The organism is Ornithinibacter aureus, from assembly GCF_009858245.1.
Lineage (GTDB): Bacteria > Actinomycetota > Actinomycetes > Actinomycetales > Dermatophilaceae > Fodinibacter > Fodinibacter aureus.
Map to the genome: position 1 here is coordinate 1,582,923 of NZ_VMSB01000001.1, position 16,565 is coordinate 1,599,487.

24 protein-coding genes and 2 pseudogenes are annotated in these 16,565 nt (G+C 67.2%); 1 reads left to right on the forward strand and 25 read right to left on the reverse strand.

The features are described 5' to 3' along the window. Positions 1-125 precede the first annotated feature (125 nt). The 23 genes and pseudogenes from C8E84_RS07460 to rpsJ all read right to left on the reverse strand — a co-directional run bounded on the left by C8E84_RS07460 (position 126) and on the right by rpsJ (position 11,851). The gene (locus C8E84_RS07460) at positions 126-686 is read right to left on the reverse strand and encodes an adenylate kinase (RefSeq protein ID WP_159900894.1); all 561 of its coding nucleotides are present in this window, start codon (positions 684-686) and stop codon (positions 126-128) included. After that, complete coding sequence (gene secY, locus C8E84_RS07465; RefSeq protein WP_159900896.1) at positions 686-1,999, reverse strand: preprotein translocase subunit SecY; 1,314 nt, start codon at positions 1,997-1,999, stop codon at positions 686-688. Before secY ends, C8E84_RS07460 begins: the two co-directional genes overlap by 1 nt. Positions 2,000-2,170: 171 nt before the next feature. After that, positions 2,171-2,656, reverse strand: a complete 486-nt coding sequence (rplO, locus tag C8E84_RS07470; protein ID WP_159900898.1) for a 50S ribosomal protein L15 — start codon at positions 2,654-2,656, stop codon at positions 2,171-2,173. A gap of 2 nt (positions 2,657-2,658) precedes the next feature. Next, positions 2,659-2,841: a 50S ribosomal protein L30 gene (gene rpmD, locus C8E84_RS07475; protein WP_035931789.1), complete on the reverse strand. Its 183-nt coding sequence runs from the start codon at positions 2,839-2,841 to the stop codon at positions 2,659-2,661. After that, positions 2,841-3,491: a 30S ribosomal protein S5 gene (rpsE, locus tag C8E84_RS07480; RefSeq protein WP_159900900.1), complete on the reverse strand. Its 651-nt coding sequence runs from the start codon at positions 3,489-3,491 to the stop codon at positions 2,841-2,843. The genes rpmD and rpsE overlap by 1 nt, the downstream gene beginning before the upstream one ends. A gap of 43 nt (positions 3,492-3,534) precedes the next feature. Further along, entirely contained in the window at positions 3,535-3,909 is a 375-nt protein-coding gene (gene rplR, locus C8E84_RS07485) for a 50S ribosomal protein L18 (RefSeq protein WP_159900902.1), read from the reverse strand. 3 nt (positions 3,910-3,912) lie between these two features. Further along, positions 3,913-4,449, reverse strand: a complete 537-nt coding sequence (rplF, locus tag C8E84_RS07490; RefSeq protein ID WP_159900904.1) for a 50S ribosomal protein L6 — start codon at positions 4,447-4,449, stop codon at positions 3,913-3,915. 11 nt (positions 4,450-4,460) lie between these two features. Further along, positions 4,461-4,859 carry a 30S ribosomal protein S8 gene (gene rpsH, locus C8E84_RS07495; protein WP_159900906.1) on the reverse strand — a complete coding sequence of 133 codons (399 nt, stop codon included), beginning with the start codon at positions 4,857-4,859 and terminating at the stop codon, positions 4,461-4,463. Positions 4,860-5,001: 142 nt separating this feature from the next. Further along, positions 5,002-5,187 carry a type Z 30S ribosomal protein S14 gene (locus tag C8E84_RS07500; protein ID WP_145229691.1) on the reverse strand — a complete coding sequence of 62 codons (186 nt, stop codon included), beginning with the start codon at positions 5,185-5,187 and terminating at the stop codon, positions 5,002-5,004. A gap of 3 nt (positions 5,188-5,190) precedes the next feature. Continuing rightward, positions 5,191-5,751, reverse strand: a complete 561-nt coding sequence (gene rplE / locus C8E84_RS07505; protein ID WP_159900908.1) for a 50S ribosomal protein L5 — start codon at positions 5,749-5,751, stop codon at positions 5,191-5,193. A 5-nt stretch (positions 5,752-5,756) separates the two neighbouring features. Beyond that, positions 5,757-6,104, reverse strand: coding sequence for a 50S ribosomal protein L24 (rplX, locus tag C8E84_RS07510; protein WP_159900910.1), 348 nt, complete (start codon positions 6,102-6,104; stop codon positions 5,757-5,759). A gap of 3 nt (positions 6,105-6,107) precedes the next feature. Further along, positions 6,108-6,476 carry a 50S ribosomal protein L14 gene (gene rplN / locus C8E84_RS07515; protein ID WP_159900912.1) on the reverse strand — a complete coding sequence of 123 codons (369 nt, stop codon included), beginning with the start codon at positions 6,474-6,476 and terminating at the stop codon, positions 6,108-6,110. Next, positions 6,473-6,745 (reverse strand): 30S ribosomal protein S17, encoded by a 273-nt coding sequence (gene rpsQ / locus C8E84_RS07520; protein ID WP_159900914.1) that lies wholly within the window; start codon positions 6,743-6,745, stop codon positions 6,473-6,475. Before rpsQ ends, rplN begins: the two co-directional genes overlap by 4 nt. A gap of 47 nt (positions 6,746-6,792) precedes the next feature. Beyond that, positions 6,793-7,005 (reverse strand): annotated as a pseudogene (gene rpmC / locus C8E84_RS07525) (50S ribosomal protein L29); the annotation flags it as partial. Then, complete coding sequence (gene rplP, locus C8E84_RS07530; RefSeq protein WP_159900918.1) at positions 7,005-7,424, reverse strand: 50S ribosomal protein L16; 420 nt, start codon at positions 7,422-7,424, stop codon at positions 7,005-7,007. The pseudogene rpmC and the gene rplP, both read right to left, overlap by 1 nt. Positions 7,425-7,426: 2 nt before the next feature. After that, entirely contained in the window at positions 7,427-8,230 is an 804-nt protein-coding gene (rpsC, locus tag C8E84_RS07535) for a 30S ribosomal protein S3 (protein WP_159900920.1), read from the reverse strand. Then, positions 8,230-8,628: a 50S ribosomal protein L22 gene (gene rplV, locus C8E84_RS07540; RefSeq protein WP_159900922.1), complete on the reverse strand. Its 399-nt coding sequence runs from the start codon at positions 8,626-8,628 to the stop codon at positions 8,230-8,232. Before rplV ends, rpsC begins: the two co-directional genes overlap by 1 nt. Continuing rightward, positions 8,628-8,909: a 30S ribosomal protein S19 gene (rpsS, locus tag C8E84_RS07545; protein WP_009775961.1), complete on the reverse strand. Its 282-nt coding sequence runs from the start codon at positions 8,907-8,909 to the stop codon at positions 8,628-8,630. Before rpsS ends, rplV begins: the two co-directional genes overlap by 1 nt. Positions 8,910-8,921: 12 nt before the next feature. Further along, complete coding sequence (gene rplB / locus C8E84_RS07550) at positions 8,922-9,758, reverse strand: 50S ribosomal protein L2 (RefSeq protein WP_159900924.1); 837 nt, start codon at positions 9,756-9,758, stop codon at positions 8,922-8,924. An 18-nt stretch (positions 9,759-9,776) separates the two neighbouring features. Continuing rightward, positions 9,777-10,076 carry a 50S ribosomal protein L23 gene (gene rplW / locus C8E84_RS07555; protein WP_159900926.1) on the reverse strand — a complete coding sequence of 100 codons (300 nt, stop codon included), beginning with the start codon at positions 10,074-10,076 and terminating at the stop codon, positions 9,777-9,779. Between the two features lie 212 nt (positions 10,077-10,288). Then, positions 10,289-10,873: pseudogene (rplD, locus tag C8E84_RS07560) on the reverse strand (50S ribosomal protein L4); the annotation flags it as partial. 5 nt (positions 10,874-10,878) lie between these two features. After that, a complete protein-coding gene (gene rplC, locus C8E84_RS07565; RefSeq protein ID WP_159900928.1) occupies positions 10,879-11,532 on the reverse strand; it encodes a 50S ribosomal protein L3 in 654 nt (217 codons plus the stop codon). A gap of 10 nt (positions 11,533-11,542) precedes the next feature. Continuing rightward, on the reverse strand, positions 11,543-11,851 hold the full coding sequence (gene rpsJ / locus C8E84_RS07570) for a 30S ribosomal protein S10 (RefSeq protein WP_012867945.1): 309 nt from the start codon (positions 11,849-11,851) through the stop codon (positions 11,543-11,545). A gap of 506 nt (positions 11,852-12,357) precedes the next feature. On the opposite strand from rpsJ, the gene C8E84_RS07575 reads away from it, so the two are divergent. Continuing rightward, positions 12,358-12,957, forward strand: coding sequence for a hypothetical protein (locus tag C8E84_RS07575; RefSeq protein ID WP_159900930.1), 600 nt, complete (start codon positions 12,358-12,360; stop codon positions 12,955-12,957). A gap of 93 nt (positions 12,958-13,050) precedes the next feature. On the opposite strand, the gene tuf is transcribed toward C8E84_RS07575, so the two are convergent. Further along, positions 13,051-14,247, reverse strand: coding sequence for an elongation factor Tu (gene tuf / locus C8E84_RS07580; protein ID WP_159900932.1), 1,197 nt, complete (start codon positions 14,245-14,247; stop codon positions 13,051-13,053). A 119-nt stretch (positions 14,248-14,366) separates the two neighbouring features. Next, on the reverse strand, positions 14,367-16,481 hold the full coding sequence (gene fusA / locus C8E84_RS07585; RefSeq protein ID WP_159900934.1) for an elongation factor G: 2,115 nt from the start codon (positions 16,479-16,481) through the stop codon (positions 14,367-14,369). Between the last annotated feature and the right edge of the window lie 84 nt (positions 16,482-16,565).

The window sequence follows — 16,565 nt, forward strand, 5'->3', positions numbered from 1 at the left end:
CACACGGCATCCGAAGTTTTCCACAGCCCTCGCCTCCGCCCGGGTCGAGAGTAGGCGAATCGCCGTGCGGCCCGGAGGCCGCACGGCGATTCGCTTACTCTCGACTGAGAGGGGCTGGTGCCCGATCAGGCCAGGGCGGCCAGCACCCGCTGCGTGACCTCGTCGACCTCGCCCATGCCGTCGACCTCGACGAGGACGCCGCGCTCACGGAAGGTGTCCGACAGCGGCTTGGTCTCGCGGTGGTAGATGGCCATCCGCTCGCGGATGACGTCCTCGGTGTCGTCGGCCCGGCCCTCGACCGCGGCGCGCTTGAGAAGCCGCTGCACCACGGCATCCTCGTCGACGGTCAGCTCGAGCACGTGCTCGAGCGTCTGGCCCGTGGACGCCAGCAGCTCATCGAGCGCGGCCACCTGCGGCAGCGTGCGCGGGTAACCGTCGAGCAGGAAGCCTGCCTGGCAGTCGTCCTGCGCCAGGCGGTCGGCGACGATCGCGTTGGTCACCTCGTCACTGACGAAGCCCCCCGACGCCAGGATCGACTTGACCTGGAGCCCGAGCTCGGTCTCGTTCTTGATGTTGGCCCGGAAGATGTCACCGGTGGAGATCGCCGGAATGCCGAAGTGCTCGGCGATCCGGGCCGCCTGGGTGCCCTTGCCGGCACCGGGAGGGCCGAGGATGAGAAGACGCATCAGCGGAGGAACCCTTCATAGTGGCGCTGCTGGAGCTGGGCCTCGATCTGCTTCACCGTCTCCAGACCGACACCCACGATGATGAGGATGGAGGTACCACCGAAGGGGAAGTTCTGGTTGGCATCGACGAGGACGAGCGCGATCAGCGGGATGAGCGAGATGAGCGCGAGGTAGATCGCGCCCGGCACCGTGATCCGGGTAAGGACGTAGCTGAGGTACTCGGCCGTGGGTCGCCCGGCGCGAATACCTGGAATGAAGCCGCCGTACTTCTTCATGTTGTCGGCGACTTCGGTCGGGTTGAACGTGATCGACACGTAGAAGAACGTGAAGAAGAGGATGAGGCCGATGTAGAGCGCCATGTACATGGGCTTGTCACCGGTCACGAGGTTGGCGTTGATCCAGTCGACCCAGCCGGCGTTGTTGCCGTCGGCGCGCTGGTTGAACTGCGCCAGCAGCATGGGCAGGGACATCAGCGAGCTGGCGAAGATGACGGGGATGACACCGGCCATGTTCACCTTGAGCGGGATGTAGGTCGAGGTGCCCCCGTAGACGCGACGCCCCACCATCCGCTTGGCGTACTGCACGGGGATGCGTCGCTGGCTCTGCTCGACGAACACGACGAGCGAGATGACCACGAAGCCCATGAGGATGATCCCGATGAAGACGTCCCAGCCGGAGCGCTGCTGGATGGCCCACAGCGAGGCCGGGAAGCCGGCGGCGATGGAGGTGAAGATCAGCAGGGACATGCCGTTGCCGATGCCCTTGTCGGTGATCAGCTCACCCATCCACATGACGACACCGGTACCGGCCGTCATGGTCAGCACCATGATGAGGATGGTCACGACCGAGTCGTTGCTGAGGATGTTCGTGCACGCCGGGTTGTTGAACAGCGAGGCCGGGTTCTGCGCGAAGGTGATGAGCGTCGAGGACTGCAGCACGGCCAACGCGATGGTCAGATAGCGCGTGTACTGCGTCATCTTCGTCTGGCCCGCTTGGCCCTCCTTCTTCAGGGCCTCGAACCGCGGGATCACCACCGTCAAGAGCTGCACGATGATGCTGGCCGTGATGTACGGCATGATCCCGAGCGCGAAGATCGACAACTGCAACAGCGCGCCGCCGCTGAACAGGTTGACCAGGCCGAGCAGCCCGTTGCTGTTGTCCGCGCCGCTGATGCACTGCTGCACGAGCGGGTAGCTGACACCCGGGGTCGGCACGTGCGCGCCGAGGCGGTACAGCGTGATGATCGACAGGGTGAACAGAATCTTCCTGCGCAGGTCCGGCGTCTTGAACGCGCGGCCGAAAGCGGTGAGCACAGGTCCTCCAGAAGTGCAGCCTGGTGTGGTGGCCGCGTCGTCAACAATCCGTCACAAGATACCCGCCGCACAGGGCACGGCGCGTATCGGGGCTTGAACGCCGGATGCCGTAGAGCAGGTTCCCGAGGTGTCCCGGGACCCAGCCCTACGGCATCCGGTCAATGCAGAGGGTCAGGCGGTCGTCGCCGAGCCGCCCGCCGCCTCGATCTTCTGCTTGGCGCTCGCGGAGAACGCGTCGGCCGTGACGTTCACGGCCACGGTGATCTCACCGCTGCCGAGCACCTTCACGAGCTGTCCGTTGCGCACGGCACCCTTGGACACGAGGTCCTCGATGCTCACGTCGCCACCCTCGGGGAACAGCGAGCTGAGCTTGTCGAGGTTCACGACCTGGTACTCGGTGCGGAACGGGTTCTTGAAGCCGCGAAGTTTCGGGAACCGCATGTGCAGCGGCGTGGTGCCACCCTGGAAGCCCTCCGGCACCTGGTACCGGGCCTTGGTGCCCTTGGTACCGCGACCGGCGGTCTTGCCACGACGACCACCCTCACCGCGACCGACGCGGATCTTGGCGGACTTGGTGCCCGGCGCGGGGCGAAGGTGGTGCACCTTCAGCGCTGCGGCACCCTCGGCGGCCTGTGCGGCCTTCTTGGTGTCTGCCATGTTCACTCAACCTCCTCGACAGCGACCAGGTGGGTCACCGTCTTGACCATCCCGCGGATCTCGGGACGGTCCTCCTTGACGACGACGTCGCCGATGCGCTTCAGACCGAGGCTGCGCAGCGTGTCACGCTGGTTCTGCTTGCCACCGATCTCGGAACGGGTCTGGGTCACCTTGAGACGGGCCATCACGCACCAGCCTTCGCCTCGGCGATGCCGGCGGCCTGAGCACGCAGCATCGCCGCGGGGGCGACTCGGTCCACCGGGAGGCCACGGCGCGCCGCGACCTGCTCCGGACGCTCGAGACCCTTCAGGGCCGCGACCGCCGCGTGGACGATGTTGATCGCGTTGTCCGACCCGAGGCTCTTGGACAGCACGTCGTGGATGCCGGCGCACTCCAGGACCGCACGCACCGGACCACCGGCGATGACACCGGTACCGGGGCTGGCGGGACGGAGCATGACGACACCGGCAGCGGCCTCACCCTGGACGGGGTGCGGGATGGTGCCCTGGATGCGCGGGACCTTGAAGAACTCCTTCTTGGCCTCCTCGACACCCTTGGCGATCGCGGCGGGAACTTCCTTGGCCTTGCCGTAGCCGACACCGACGGTGCCGTCACCGTCACCGACGACGACGAGCGCGGTGAAGCTGAAGCGACGACCACCCTTGACGACCTTGGCGACGCGGTTGATCGTCACGACGCGCTCGATGTACTGGCTCTTCTCGGGCTCGCGGGCGTCACGACCGCCGCGACCGCCCTCACGGCCACCGCGACCTTCGCGGCCGCCGCGCTCGGCGGTTGCGGGTCCGCCGGTGCCTCGACGCTGGGGTCCTGGCATCAGATGTTCCTCATCTCAACAACGGGGGTGTTCTGGGTGGCGATCACAGGGACAGACCGCCTTCGCGAGCGCCATCAGCGATGGCGGCGACGCGACCGTGGTACTTGTTGCCGCCACGGTCGAAGACGACGGCCTCGACGCCGGCAGCCTTGGCGCGCTCGGCGACGAGCTCACCGACCTTCTTGGCCTTGGCGGTCTTGTCACCGTCGAAGGAGCGCAGGTCCGCCTCCATGGTGGAGGCCGAGGCCAGCGTCTTGCCCACGGTGTCGTCGACGACCTGGACGAAGACGTGGCGCGACGAGCGGGACACGACGAGGCGGGGACGCCCGGTGGTACCGGTGACGACCTTGCGGACGCGGAAGTGGCGACGGGCGCGGGAGGCGCTCTTGCCCTTGGCGCGCTTGACGATCAGTGCCATGGCTTACTTACCAGCCTTTCCGACCTTGCGGCGGATCTGCTCGCCCGCGTAGCGGACGCCCTTGCCCTTGTACGGGTCGGGCTTGCGGAGCTTGCGGATGTTCGCGGCGACCTCGCCGACGAGCTGCTTGTCGATGCCCTGGACCGAGAACCGGGTCTGGTTCTCGACCACGAAGGTGATGCCGGCGGGCGGCTCGACGGTGATCGAGTGCGAGTAGCCGAGGGCGAACTCGAGGTTGGAGCCCTTGGCCAGCACGCGGTAGCCGGTGCCGTGGATCTCCAGCTTCTTCTCGTAGCCGTCGGTGACGCCGAGCACCATGTTGTTGATGAGCGAGCGGGTCAGGCCGTGCAGCGAGCGCGACGTGCGCGCGTCGTCGGGGCGCTTGACCTCGAGAACGCCGTCGTTGGTCTCGACGGTGATCGGCTCGGCCACCACGTGGCTGAGCTCGCCCTTGGGGCCCTTGACCTTGACGGTCTGGCCATCGATGGCGATGTCGACACCCGAGGGGACGGTGACGGGGAGACGTCCGATGCGTGACATGTCAGTACCCCTTACCAGATGTAGGCGAGGACTTCCCCACCCACACCCTTGTTGGCGGCCTGACGGTCAGTCAGCAGGCCGGACGACGTCGAGATGATCGCGACACCCAGGCCACCGAGAACCTTCGGCAGGTTGGTGGACTTGGCGTACACGCGCAGGCCCGGCTTGGAGACGCGGCGCACACCGGCGATGGAACGCTCACGGTTGGGGCCGTACTTGAGGTTGATGGTGAGCGTCTGGCCCACCTCAGCGTCCTCGACGGTCCACCCGGCGATGTAACCCTCGGCCTCGAGGATCTCCGCGATGTGGCTCTTGAGCTTCGAGAACGGCATGGAGACTGCGTCCTTGTGCGCCGAGTTGGCGTTACGGACGCGGGTCAACATGTCCGCGATCGGGTCGGTCATGGTCATTGGGGCTTCCGCCCTCCCTCATCACGGTTTCCTCCCGGCCAGGCGGCCGGGCGGACCTGCGATGTAGATGGTGTGGTTCATGGATGCCGCGTGGGTGCGGCGGGTGGGATGCCGGGTCGGTGACCGGCCGGCATCCCGAGGTTCACCAGCTGGACTTGGTGACGCCGGGGAGCTCGCCGCGGTGGGCCATCTCCCGCAGGCAGATCCGGCACAGGCCGAACTTGCGGTAGACCGAGTGCGGACGGCCGCAGCGCTGGCAGCGGGTGTAGCCGCGAACCGCGAACTTCGGCTTCTTGTTCGCCTTGTTGACGAGGGCAGTCTTGGCCATTGCTCAGTTCTCCTTGAACGGGAAGCCGAGCGCCTTGAGCAGCGCACGTCCCTCGTCGTCGTTCGTCGCCGTGGTGACGACCGTGATGTCCATGCCGCGGACGCGGTCGATCTTGTCCTGGTCGATCTCGTGGAACATCGACTGCTCGGTCAGACCGAAGGTGTAGTTGCCACGGCCGTCGAACTGCTTGGGCGACAGGCCACGGAAGTCGCGGATGCGCGGCAGGGCCGTGCTCACGAGGCGGTCGAGGAACTCCCACATGCGGTCGCCACGCAGCGTGGTGTGCGCGCCGATCGGCATGCCCTCACGCAGCTTGAACTGGGCGATGGACTTGCGAGCCTTGGTCACGACCGGCTTCTGACCGGTGATGGCGGTGAGGTCGCGAACGGCACCCTCGATGAGCTTGCTGTCCTTGGCGGCGTCGCCGACACCCATGTTGACGACGACCTTGACGACACCCGGGATCTGCATGACGTTCGAGTAGTCGAACTGCTCACGCAGGGCGGGCTTGATCTCGTCCTGGTAGCGCGTCTTCAGGCGCGGCTTGGTTGCGGTGTCTGCCATGTCTCTCACAGGTCCTTGCCCGAGCGCACGCCGACGCGCACACGGCTCGCCTTCTGGCGGCCGTCACGCTCGACGGTCTCGACGCGGGTCTTGATCCGGGTCGGCTTCTTGTCGGACGGGTCCACGACCGCCACGTTGCTCACGTGGATGGGCGCTTCCTGGACGACGAGCCCACCGGTGCGGCTGCCCCGGGAGGACTGGCCGGCCTTGGTGTGCCGGGTGACCCGGTTGACACCCTCGACCGTCACGCGGCTGGTCTCACGGTTGACCGCGATGACCTTGCCCGTGGCGCCCTTGTCCTTGCCGGTGAGCACCTGGACGGTGTCACCCTTCTTGATCTTCATCGACGCCATGGCTCAGAGCACCTCCGGAGCGAGGCTGATGATCTTCATGAACTTCTTCTCGCGCAGCTCACGGCCGACGGGGCCGAAGATGCGGGTGCCCCGGGGGTCACCGTCGTTCTTGAGGATCACTGCCGCGTTCTCATCGAACTTGATGTAGGAGCCGTCAGCACGACGACGCTCCTTCTTCGTGCGGACGATGACCGCCTTGACGACGTCGCCCTTCTTGACGTTGCCGCCCGGGATCGCGTCCTTGACGGTGGCGACGATCGTGTCGCCGATTCCCGCATACCGGCGACCGGAGCCACCGAGAACACGGATGCACAGGATCTCCTTGGCACCGGTGTTGTCGGCGACGCGCAGTCGCGACTCCTGCTGAATCACTTGGCCTTCTCCAAAATCTCCACCACGCGCCAGCGCTTGGTCGCGCTGAGCGGGCGGGTCTCCATGATGAGGACGCGGTCACCGACGCCGGCGGCGTTGGCCTCGTCGTGCGCCTTGACCTTGCTCGAGCGCCGCATGACCTTGCCGTAGAGCGCGTGCTTGACGCGGTCCTCGACCTCGACCACGACGGTCTTGTCCATCTTGTCGCTCACGACGTAGCCCTGACGGGTCTTGCGGTCGTTGCGGTCCGCACCCTGGGTGTCGGTCACGTTCTCATCCTTCGTCGTCTCGCTCACTTGGCGTCACCCTTCACGCCGATGCCGAGCTCGCGCTCACGCATCTCGGTGTAGATCCGGGCGATGTCCTTGCGGACGGCGCGCAGCCGACCGTGGTTGTCCAGCTGGCCCGTGGCCGACTGGAAGCGGAGGTTGAACAGCTCCTCCTTGGCCTTGCGCAGCTCGTCGACGAGTCGCTCGTCCTCGAGACCCCGCAGCTCCTTGGAGGTCAGGTCCTGGGAACCGACTGCCATCAGAAGTCACCACCCTCACGCCGGACGAAGCGACACTTCATCGGCAACTTGTGCATCGCGAGACGCATGGCCTCGCGGGCGATCTCCTCGGAAACACCGGAGACCTCGAACATGACACGGCCCGGCTTGACGTTGGCGATCCACCACTCCGGCGAACCCTTACCGGAACCCATGCGGGTCTCGGCAGGCTTCTTCGTGAGCGGACGGTCCGGGTAGATGTTGATCCAGACCTTTCCGCCACGCTTCATGTAGCGGGTCATCGCGATACGCGCGGACTCGATCTGACGGTTGGTGACGTAGGCGGGCTCGAGAGCCTGGATGCCGTAGTCACCGAATGCGATGGTCGTGCCACCCTTGGCAGCGCCCGAGCGACCCGGGTGGTGCTGCTTGCGGTGCTTGACTCGACGGGGAATCAACATGGTCAGGACTCCTCGGTGCTCGCGGCAACCGGAGCCTGCTCAGCGGGAGCCTCGGCCACGGGGGCGGGGGCGTCGCTGCGGCGGGCACGGGCCGGACGGTCTGCGCCGTCACGACGGGGGCCGCGGTTCTGGCGGGGTGCGGTGGCCTGCTGGGCGGCGAGCTCACGAGCCGTCATGTCGCCCTTGTAGATCCACACCTTGACGCCGATGCGGCCGAAGGTGGTCTTGGCCTCGTAGAAGCCGTAGTCGATCTGCGCGCGCAGGGTGTGCAGGGGCACACGGCCTTCGCGGTAGAACTCGGTGCGGCTCATCTCGGCGCCGCCGAGACGACCGGACACCTGGACACGGATGCCCTTGGCGCCGGCGCGGGTGGCGGACTGCATGCCCTTGCGCATGGCGCGACGGAACGACACGCGAGCGCTGAGCTGCTCGGCGATGCCCTGCGCGACGAGCTGGGCCTCGACCTCGGGGTTCTTGACCTCGAGGATGTTGAGCTGCACCTGCTTGCCGGTGAGCTTCTCGAGCTCGCCGCGGATGCGGTCGGCCTCGGCGCCACGGCGACCGATGACGATGCCCGGACGGGCGGTGTGGATGTCGACGCGAACCCGGTCACGGGTGCGCTCGATGTCGACGCGGGCGATGCCGGCGCGGTCCATGCCCTCAGACATGAGCTTGCGGATCGCCACGTCCTCCTTGACGTAGTCGCGGTAGCGCTGACCCTCCTTGGTGGAGTCGGCGAACCAGCGGCTGCGGTGCTCGGTTGTGATGCCCAGACGGAAGCCGTGCGGGTTGACCTTCTGTCCCATCAGCGATTGCCTCCGTTCGTGGCCTTGGCGGGCTTGGGAGCGACGACCACGGTGATGTGGCTCGTGCGCTTGTTGATGCGACCGGCGCGGCCCTGGGCCCGCGGACGGAAACGCTTCATGGTGGGCCCCTCGTCGATGAACGCGGAGGCGATGATGAGGTCACGCTCGTCGAAGCGCTCGGCCGCGGCGTCAGCCTTGAACCGGGCGTTGGCGATCGCGGACTCGAGGACCTTGAGGATCGGCTCGGCCGCGCCCTGGGGCGCGAACTTCAGGACCGACACGGCATCCGTGGCGTGCTTGCCCCGGATGAGGTCGATGACCCGACGGGCCTTCTGCGGGGTCACCCGGACGTGGCGCGCGACAGCGCGAGCCTCGGTGACAGTGGTTTCGGTGGCCATCAGCGACGACGCCCCTTCTTGTCGTCCTTGACGTGACCCTTGAAGGTGCGCGTCGGTGCGAACTCGCCGAGCTTGTGGCCGACCATCGACTCGGTGACGAACACCGGGACGTGCTTGCGGCCGTCGTGGACGGCGAGGGTGTGGCCGAGCATGTCGGGCGAGATGACCGACCGGCGCGACCAGGTCTTGATGACGTTCTTGGTGCCCGCTTCGTTCTGGACATCCACCTTCTTCTGAAGGTGGTCATCGATGAAGGGGCCCTTTTTCAGGCTACGAGGCATTCCAGGCTCCTATCAGCGCTTCTTGCCAGTACGGCGGCGACGAACGATGAGCTTGTCGCTGGGCTTGCCGGGGCGGCGGGTGCGGCCCTCGGGCTTGCCCCAGGGGGACACGGGGTGACGACCACCGGACGTGCGGCCCTCGCCACCACCGTGCGGGTGGTCGACGGGGTTCATCACGACACCGCGGACGGTCGGGCGCTTGCCCTTCCAGCGCATGCGGCCAGCCTTGCCCCAGTTGATGTTCGACTGCTCGGCGTTGCCCACCTCGCCGACGGTGGCGCGGCAGCGCACGTCGACGTTGCGGATCTCACCGGACGGCATGCGCAGCTGCGCGTAGGGGCCGTCCTTGGCGACGAGCTGCACGCGCACACCAGCCGAACGGGCGATCTTCGCGCCGCCACCGGGCTTCAGCTCGACGGCGTGGATGACCGTACCGGTCGGGATGTTGCGCAGCGGCAGGTTGTTGCCGGGCTTGATGTCGGCGCTCGGGCCGTGCTCGATCTGCATGCCCTGCTCCAGGCCCTTGGGGGCCAGGATGTAGCGCTTCTCGCCATCGGCGAAGTGCAGGAGCGCGATCCGCGCGGTGCGGTTCGGGTCGTACTCGATGTGAGCGACCTTCGCCGGGATGCCGTCCTTGTCGTGGCGACGGAAGTCGATGACGCGGTAGGCACGCTTGTGGCCACCACCGATGTGACGGGTGGTGATGCGGCCGTTGTTGTTGCGGCCACCGGTCTTGGTGAGCGGACGGACGAGGGACTTCTCGGGGGTGGAGCGGGTGACCTCGACGAAGTCGGCCACGCTCGACCCGCGACGCCCCGGCGTCGTCGGCTTGTACTTACGGATACCCATGGTTTGTCCTCAGCTTCCTCAGGCGCCGGCGCTGCCGAAGATGTCGATCGAGCCCTCGCGGAGGGTGACGATCGCGCGCTTGGTGTCCTTGCGCTTGCCGATGCCGAACCGCGTACGACGGGCCTTGCCCACGCGGTTCATGGTGTGGACCGAGTCGACCTTCACGTTGAAGATCTGCTCGACGGCGATCTTGATCTCGGTCTTGTTCGACCGCGGGTCGACGATGAAGGTGTACTTGCCCTGGTCGAGCAGCCCGTAGGACTTCTCGGACACCACCGGCGCGATCAGGATGTCGCGGGGGTTCTTGCCCTGGCTCACTTGTCGTCCTCCACATCAGCCTTGTCGGCCTTCTTGGCCTTCGCGGGCTTGTCAGCCTTGTCGGCCTTCTTGGCCTTGGCCGGCTTGTCGTCCTGGACCGCGTCGGCCTTGTCGGCCTTCTTGGCCTTGGCCGGCTTGTCGTCCTGGACCTCGACGGCCTCGGCCGGCGCGGTGTCCTGGATCGCGGACGGCGTGTTGCCCTGGAAGCGGTCGACGAGGGCGTCGAACGCGGCCTTGGTGAACACGACGTCGTCGGCGCACAGCACGTCGTAGGTGTTGAGCTGGTCGACGGCGAGCACGTGCAGGTCGGCGATGTTGCGCACCGACTTCAGCGACACGATGTCGCTGCGGTCGAGCACGACGAGCACGTTCTTGCGCAGCGTCAGGCCAGCGAGCAGCTCGACGGCAGCCTTGGCCGAGGGGACGTCCCCGTTGGAGATCGACTCGACGACGTGGATGCGGTCGTGGCGCGCCCGGTCCGACAGAGCCCCGCGCAGGGCGGCGGCCTTCATCTTCTTGGGGGTGCGCTGCGAGTAGTCACGCGGCTGCGGGCCGTGGACGATGCCACCACCGGCGAACTGCGGTGCGCGGGTCGAGCCCTGACGGGCGCGGCCGGTGCCCTTCTGCTTGTAGGGCTTGCGGCCACCACCGCGCACATCCGCCCGGGTCTTCGTGGCGTGCGTGCCCTGACGGGCCGCCGCGAGCTGGCCGACGACGACCTGGTGGATGAGCGGGACGTTGGTCTGCACGTCGAAGATCTCCGCGGGGAGGTCGACGGTGAGCGTCTTGGTTGCCATGCGGGTCACGCCCCCTTCGCGGCCGAGCGCACGAGAACGACGGCGCCGCGGGGGCCGGGGACGGCACCCTTGAGCAGCAGCAGGCCCTTCTCGGCGTCCACGGCGTGGACGGTGATGTTCTGGGTGGTCTGGCGCACGCCGCCCATGCGGCCGGCCATGCGCATGCCCTTGAAGACGCGGCCGGGCGTGGAGGCCCCACCGATCGAGCCGGGCTTGCGGTGGTTGCGGTGCGAACCGTGCGAGGACGAGACGCCCTTGAAGCCGTGACGCTTCATGACGCCCGCGAAGCCCTTGCCCTTGGTCGTGCCGGTGACGTCGACGCTCTGGCCGACCTCGAAGGTGTCGGCGCCGAGCTCCTGGCCGAGGCTGTAGTCGCCCGCGTCGGCGGTGCGCAGCTCCACGACGTGGCGGCGGGGGGTGACCCCGGCCTTCTCGAAGTGGCCGGTGAGCGGCTTGGTGACCTTGCGCGGGTCGATCGCGCCGTAGCCGAGCTGAACGGCTGCATAGCCGTCGGTCTCGGCGTCGCGGACCTGGGTCACGACGTTCGGGCCGGCCTGGATCACGGTGACGGGCACGAGACGGTTGTTCTCGTCCCACACCTGGGTCATGCCGAGCTTGGTGCCCAGCAGACCCTTCTGGGTCTTGGTGGAAGTGGTCATGTCGTCAGCCTCAGAGCTTGATCTCGATGTTGACGTCAGCCGGGAGGTCGAGACGCATCAGCGAGTCGACGGCCTTGGGCGTCGGGTCGATGATGTCGATGAGGCGCTTGTGGGTGCGCATCTCGAAGTGCTCGCGGCTGTCCTTGTACTTGTGCGGCGACCGGATGACGCAGAACACGTTCTTCTCCGTCGGGAGCGGCACGGGGCCGACCACGGTCGCTCCGGCGCGGGTGACCGTGTCCACGATCTTGCGCGCCGAGCTGTCGATGACCTCGTGGTCATACGACTTCAAGCGGATGCGGATCTTCTGTCCCGCCATCTGACGTTCCCGTCTCTCTCTCGCCTACATCTGTCTCAGTGCGGTTCCGGTGGACCTCCGACCCCCGCGGTCGGGCGTGTCGCCCTTGCTCCGCAGCCCGGCGCAGGCGGTTTCCCGCATGTGTCCGGAGGTTCGGCTGTCCCGGTGGAACCGGGGCCTGGCACTTCGCTCACGAGCCGCCCCGCCGAGATCGGCGGTGCGTCACCTCGCGGCGGTGGGCGAGCGTGACCCTCACGGGACGCGTTCGCACGCCAAGCAACCTGATAAGTGTGCCAGAGGGGATGGGGCCGGACCAAATCGGTCGATACACCACCGACCGGATGCCGTCCGCGCACCTTCGCGCTGATGGCGCGTCGCGAGATGCGCAACGGCCCGAGGGCACTGGCCGGCGGGACCCACATGCGCCTGACAGGTGGTGCTGAGCGCCCTGCCAGCACCGGGCCGCACGGTGGGAGGCATGAACCGGTCGGCACCCCGCCCGCCGGATGACCCCAAGGAGCATCCCCATGCCCGTCTCCCCCACCTCCCTGAAGATCGCGGCCGTGAGCGGTCTGATCGCCATCGGCGCCGGAGTCGGTGTCGCCACCGCCTCGGCCGAGACCACCCCCAGCCCGAGCAGCACCAGCTCGTCCACCACCGGCTCCGGCGCTGCTGCGGCCACCCAGGGGGCCACCTCGAGCAGCACGGACGACACGGGCTATCGCGGCGGCCACAAGGGCGGTCGCGGCATGGACGGTGCAGCCCTCGCCAGCGCCCTCGGGCTGGACGAGGCCAAGGTGACGGCGGCGCTCGACGCCGCCCGCGAGGCCACCCGCCCCGACGCCCCTGCCCAGGGCGAGACCCCGACGCCGCCGACCGAGGCCGAGCGCACGGCACGCCAGACGGCGTTCGCCACCGCCCTGGCCAAGGAGCTCGGCGTCGACGAGGCCAAGGTCACGGCAGCGCTGGAGAAGGTCAAGGCCGCTCACCAGGCCCAGCGCCGGACCGACCTGAGCACCCGCCTCGACGCCGCGGTCACGGCCGGCGACCTCACGGCATCCGACAAGGCCTCGGTGCTCAAGGCGTTCGACGCCGGTGTCCTCCAGGGTGGCTCCGGCCCCCGCTGACTCCCCCACCAGAGGCCGAAGGGCCCCGCACCGTGTCCGGTGCGGGGCCCTTCGGTTGCTCAGGCTACGAGCGGGGGGCGCAGCCCCCGTGCGTCACTTGGTGATCTTGGTGACGCGGCCGGCGCCGACGGTGCGGCCGCCCTCGCGGATCGCGAACTTGAGGCCTTCCTCCATCGCGATCGGCTGGATGAGCTCGACGGCCATCTCGGTGTTGTCACCGGGCATGACCATCTCGGTGCCCTCGGGCAGCTTCACGACACCGGTGACGTCCGTGGTGCGGAAGTAGAACTGCGGGCGGTAGTTGTCGTAGAACGGCGTGTGACGGCCACCCTCGTCCTTGGACAGGATGTAGACGTTGGCGTCGAAGCCGGTGTGCGGGGTGATCGAGCCGGGCTTGACGACGACCTGGCCGCGCTCGACGTCCTCGCGCTTGATGCCACGAAGGAGCAGACCGACGTTCTCGCCCGCGCGACCCTCGTCGAGGAGCTTGCGGAACATCTCGATGCCGGTGGCCGTGGTCTTGGTGGCGGGACCCTCGTGGATGCCGACGATCTCGACCTCCTCGTTGACCTTGAGGATGCCGCGCTCGATGCGACCGGTGACGACGGTGCCACGACCGGTGATCGTGAAGACGTCCTCGACGGGCATGAGGAACGGCTTGTCCGTCTCACGAACCGGCTCGGGGATGTAGTCGTCGACGGCGTCCATGAGCTCGAGCACGGTGGCGCCCCACTCCGGGTCGCCCTCGAGGGCCTTGAGGGCCGAGACCTTGACGACCGGCAGGTCGTCGCCCGGGAACTCGTAGGTGGACAGCAGCTCGCGGACCTCCATCTCGACGAGCTCGAGGATCTCCTCGTCGTCGACCATGTCGGCCTTGTTGAGCGCGACCACGACATAGGGGACGCCGACCTGGCGGGCCAGGAGGACGTGCTCCTTCGTCTGCGGCATCGGGCCGTCGGTGGCGGCGACGACGAGAATCGCACCGTCCATCTGGGCCGCACCGGTGATCATGTTCTTCACGTAGTCGGCGTGACCGGGGCAGTCGACGTGCGCGTAGTGACGACCCTCGGTCTGGTACTCGATGTGCGCGATGGAGATCGTGATACCGCGCTGCTTCTCCTCGGGCGCCTTGTCGATGTCGTCGAACGCGAACTGGGGGTTCAGGTCCGGGTACTTGTCGTGCAGAACCTTGGAAATCGCAGCCGTCAGCGTCGTCTTACCGTGGTCGATGTGACCGATGGTGCCGATGTTGACGTGCGGCTTGGTCCGCTCGAACTTTGCCTTCGCCACTTGATGTCCTCCTCAGGACTTGAGTGAGTTGAACGCCGATACGACCGGGCAGGACGTGGCGTCGTACTTGGGGTTGGTTGGGATGGCTTCTCAGCCGAGACCAGCGACCAGTCTAGCGGTCACTCGCCCCGGGTCTTCTTGATGATCTCCTCGGCCACCGACTTGGGGACCTCGGCGTAGGAGTCGAACTCCATCGAGTAGTTCGCCCGACCCTGGGTCTTGGACCGCAGGTCGCCGACGTACCCGAACATCTCGGAGAGCGGGACCAGGCCGCGGACGACCTTGGCACCACTGATGTCCTCCATGGCCTGGATGTGGCCACGGCGGGAGTTGATGTCACCGATGACGTCACCCATGTAGTCCTCCGGGGTGCGCACCTCGACGGCCATCATCGGCTCGAGCAGCACGGGCTCGCACTTGCGCACGGCCTCCTTAAGTGCCATCGAGCCGGCGATCTTGAACGCCATCTCCGAGGAGTCGACGTCGTGGTAGGCGCCGTCGAGCAGGGTGGCCTTGATCCCGACGAGCGGGTAGCCGGCCAGCACGCCGTACTGCATGGCGTCCTGGATGCCGTTGTCGACGGAGGGGATGTACTCGCGCGGGATGCGACCGCCCGTGACCTTGTTGGAGAACTCGTAGAGCTCACCCTCGGCCGTGTCGAGCGGCTCGAGCGCGATCTGGACCTTCGCGAACTGGCCCGACCCACCCGTCTGCTTCTTGTGGGTGTAGTCGTACTTCTCGATCGAGCGCTTGATCGTCTCGCGGTAGGCCACCTGCGGCTTGCCGACGTTGGCCTCGACCTTGAACTCGCGACGCATGCGGTCCACGAGGATGTCGAGGTGAAGCTCGCCCATGCCGGCGATGATCGTCTGGCCGGTGTCCTCGTCGAGGTGGACCTGGAACGTCGGGTCCTCCTCGGCGAGCTTCTGGATGGCCGTGCCGAGCTTCTCCTGGTCACCCTTGGTCTTGGGCTCGATGGCCACCTGGATGACGGGCTCGGGGAAGGTCATCGACTCGAGCACGACCGGCTTCTCGATGTCACACAGGGTGTCACCGGTGGTCGTGTTCTTCAGGCCGATGGCCGCGTAGATGTGGCCGGCCAGAGCGCCCTCGACGGGGTTCTCCTTGTTGGCGTGCATCTGGAAGAGCTTGCCGATGCGCTCCTTCTTGACCTTGGTCGCGTTCAGCACCTGGGTGCCGGCGGAGATCTGTCCGGAGTACACGCGGATGAAGGTCAGCGTGCCGAAGAACGGGTGCGAGGCGACCTTGAAGGCCAGGGCCGAGAACGGCTCGTCCTTGCTGGGCTCGCGGACGACCTTCTCCTCGTCGTTGCCGGGGGCGTGGCCCTCCATGGCGGGGACGTCGAGGGGCGAGGGCAGGTAGGACAGGACCGCGTCGAGCATGGGCTGCACGCCACGGTTCTTGAACGCCGAGCCGCACAGGACCGGGTAGACCTCGGAGGCGATGGTCAGCGCACGGATGCCGGCGACGATCTCCTCGGTGGTCAGCTCGGCACCCTCGAGGTACTTCTCCATGAGGGAGTCGTCGGCCTCGGCGACGCGCTCGATGAGGTGGTGGCGGTACTCCTCCACCTTCTGAACCATGTCGGCGGGGATCTCCTGGACCTCGTACTTCGCACCGAGGGTCACGTCACCCTTGGCGTCACCGGGCCACACGAGGGCGCGCTTGGTGATGAGGTCGATGACACCGATGAAGTCGTTCTCGGCACCGATGGGCAGCTGGAGCACGAGGGGCTCCGCGCCGAGGCGGTCCTTGATCGTGTCGACGGTGAAGTAGAAGTCCGCACCGAGCTTGTCCATCTTGTTGACGAAGCAGATGCGCGGCACGTTGTACTTGTCGGCCTGGCGCCACACCGTCTCGGACTGCGGCTCAACGCCCTCCTTGCCGTCGAACACGGCCACGGCGCCGTCGAGGACGCGCAGCGAGCGCTCGACCTCGACGGTGAAGTCGACGTGCCCGGGGGTGTCGATGATGTTGATCTGGTGGTCTTCCCAGAAGGAGGTCACGGCGGCAGACGTGATCGTGATGCCGCGCTCCTTCTCCTGCTCCATCCAGTCAGTCGTGGAGGCACCGTCGTGCGTCTCGCCCATCTTCCGGTTGACGCCGGTGTAGAAGAGGATGCGCTCGGTGACGGTGGTCTTGCCGGCGTCGATGTGCGCCATGATGCCGATGTTGCGGACCTTCTTGAGGTCCGTCAGGACGTCCTGTGCCACGTTCGTGTTCTCGTCTCGTTCGCTGCGGGGTGATGCGGTTGGTGGGGCTGGCGGCGGTGGCGCCAGCGGCGTCCGGATGCCGGG

What these genes read in the sequence shown, in the direction of transcription:
- rpsC (WP_159900920.1), bottom strand. Translation starts at nt 8,230, where the DNA reads ATGGGACAGAAGGTCAACCCGCACGGCTTCCGTCTGGGCATCACAACC.
- rplC (WP_159900928.1), bottom strand. Translation starts at nt 11,532, where the DNA reads ATGACCACTTCCACCAAGACCCAGAAGGGTCTGCTGGGCACCAAGCTC.
- C8E84_RS07575 (WP_159900930.1), top strand. Translation starts at nt 12,358, where the DNA reads ATGCCCGTCTCCCCCACCTCCCTGAAGATCGCGGCCGTGAGCGGTCTG.
- rplP (WP_159900918.1), bottom strand. Translation starts at nt 7,424, where the DNA reads ATGTTGATTCCCCGTCGAGTCAAGCACCGCAAGCAGCACCACCCGGGT.
- rpsE (WP_159900900.1), bottom strand. Translation starts at nt 3,491, where the DNA reads ATGCCAGGACCCCAGCGTCGAGGCACCGGCGGACCCGCAACCGCCGAG.
- rplX (WP_159900910.1), bottom strand. Translation starts at nt 6,104, where the DNA reads ATGGCGTCGATGAAGATCAAGAAGGGTGACACCGTCCAGGTGCTCACC.
- rpsS (WP_009775961.1), bottom strand. Translation starts at nt 8,909, where the DNA reads ATGCCTCGTAGCCTGAAAAAGGGCCCCTTCATCGATGACCACCTTCAG.
- C8E84_RS07460 (WP_159900894.1), bottom strand. Translation starts at nt 686, where the DNA reads ATGCGTCTTCTCATCCTCGGCCCTCCCGGTGCCGGCAAGGGCACCCAG.
- rplR (WP_159900902.1), bottom strand. Translation starts at nt 3,909, where the DNA reads ATGGCACTGATCGTCAAGCGCGCCAAGGGCAAGAGCGCCTCCCGCGCC.
- rplV (WP_159900922.1), bottom strand. Translation starts at nt 8,628, where the DNA reads ATGGCCACCGAAACCACTGTCACCGAGGCTCGCGCTGTCGCGCGCCAC.
- rplF (WP_159900904.1), bottom strand. Translation starts at nt 4,449, where the DNA reads ATGTCACGCATCGGACGTCTCCCCGTCACCGTCCCCTCGGGTGTCGAC.
- rpmD (WP_035931789.1), bottom strand. Translation starts at nt 2,841, where the DNA reads ATGGCCCGTCTCAAGGTGACCCAGACCCGTTCCGAGATCGGTGGCAAG.
- rpsH (WP_159900906.1), bottom strand. Translation starts at nt 4,859, where the DNA reads ATGACCATGACCGACCCGATCGCGGACATGTTGACCCGCGTCCGTAAC.
- rplB (WP_159900924.1), bottom strand. Translation starts at nt 9,758, where the DNA reads ATGGGTATCCGTAAGTACAAGCCGACGACGCCGGGGCGTCGCGGGTCG.
- rplO (WP_159900898.1), bottom strand. Translation starts at nt 2,656, where the DNA reads ATGGCAGACACCAAGAAGGCCGCACAGGCCGCCGAGGGTGCCGCAGCG.
- C8E84_RS07500 (WP_145229691.1), bottom strand. Translation starts at nt 5,187, where the DNA reads ATGGCCAAGACTGCCCTCGTCAACAAGGCGAACAAGAAGCCGAAGTTC.
- rpsJ (WP_012867945.1), bottom strand. Translation starts at nt 11,851, where the DNA reads ATGGCGGGACAGAAGATCCGCATCCGCTTGAAGTCGTATGACCACGAG.
- rplE (WP_159900908.1), bottom strand. Translation starts at nt 5,751, where the DNA reads ATGGCAGACACCGCAACCAAGCCGCGCCTGAAGACGCGCTACCAGGAC.